Consider the following 781-nt stretch of genomic DNA (forward strand, 5'->3'; position numbering starts at 1 on the left):
TTCATGCTCCATTTAGATGCAATAATAACTTTTACAACAATACTCACTCTCTTATGTGGAACACCAGCTATTATTTTTATTGGCGCTATCGGAGCTGCTCTTGCAACATCATTGTTGCATAGTACTCTTCTCATTTTTATCATAATCTTACCGTGGATTATTCCAATCATGATTTTTGGCGTTTCCGCTGCTACAGCTCCAACAAACCCAAATGTCTCTTTTCTCACTTCTTTGACTCTTCTTATCGGTTTTTCACTTCTTTTGAGTCTTTTTAGCTCCTTTATTGCAGCTATAACACTCAAACTTTTATCAGAATAATAAAAGATGATTGCTGCACAACAAAACTCTGCCTATTATAAATTTCATGAATGAAACATTTCACACACATAAAATGAACACGCTTCCTGCAAGTTTTACCCGTTTCATGAAAATAAGCAGTGCCGTTTTGCCTTGGTTAATCGGTATAACATTGTGTCTTCTTATCTTAGGATTTATTTTGATTATATATTCTCCTGATGACTATCAACAGGGGATCACCGTCAAGATTATGTACATTCATGCACCATTCGCTTGGCTTTCTACATGTTGTTACATTATAATAAGTGCTGCTGCTTTAGGAAGCCTGATTTGGAAGTATCATCTTGCTGATGTGACACTCAAATGTGGCGCACCCATTGGAGCAATTTTTACAGCCTTGGCCCTAGTGACAGGTGCACTTTGGGGACGTCCTACATGGGGAACATGGTGGGTCTGGGATGCACGGTTAACATCAGTTTTGATC

At 38.3% G+C, this 781-nt stretch carries 2 protein-coding genes; both read left to right on the forward strand.

All coding sequences use genetic code 11. The annotated features are described in order from the left end of the window. A partial coding sequence (locus ACFINS_RS10080; RefSeq protein WP_375706186.1) for a heme exporter protein CcmB occupies window positions 1–318 on the forward strand: 318 nt, incomplete at its 5' end. Between the two features lie 46 nt (window positions 319–364). Continuing rightward, window positions 365–781: cytochrome c biogenesis protein CcsA (gene ccsA, locus ACFINS_RS10085; protein ID WP_375706187.1), on the forward strand; the 417-nt coding region annotated here is incomplete at its 3' end.

It is taken from the genome of Bartonella sp. AA2SXKL, from assembly GCF_042197205.1.
In the GTDB taxonomy this organism is placed as follows: Bacteria; Pseudomonadota; Alphaproteobacteria; order Rhizobiales; family Rhizobiaceae; genus Bartonella.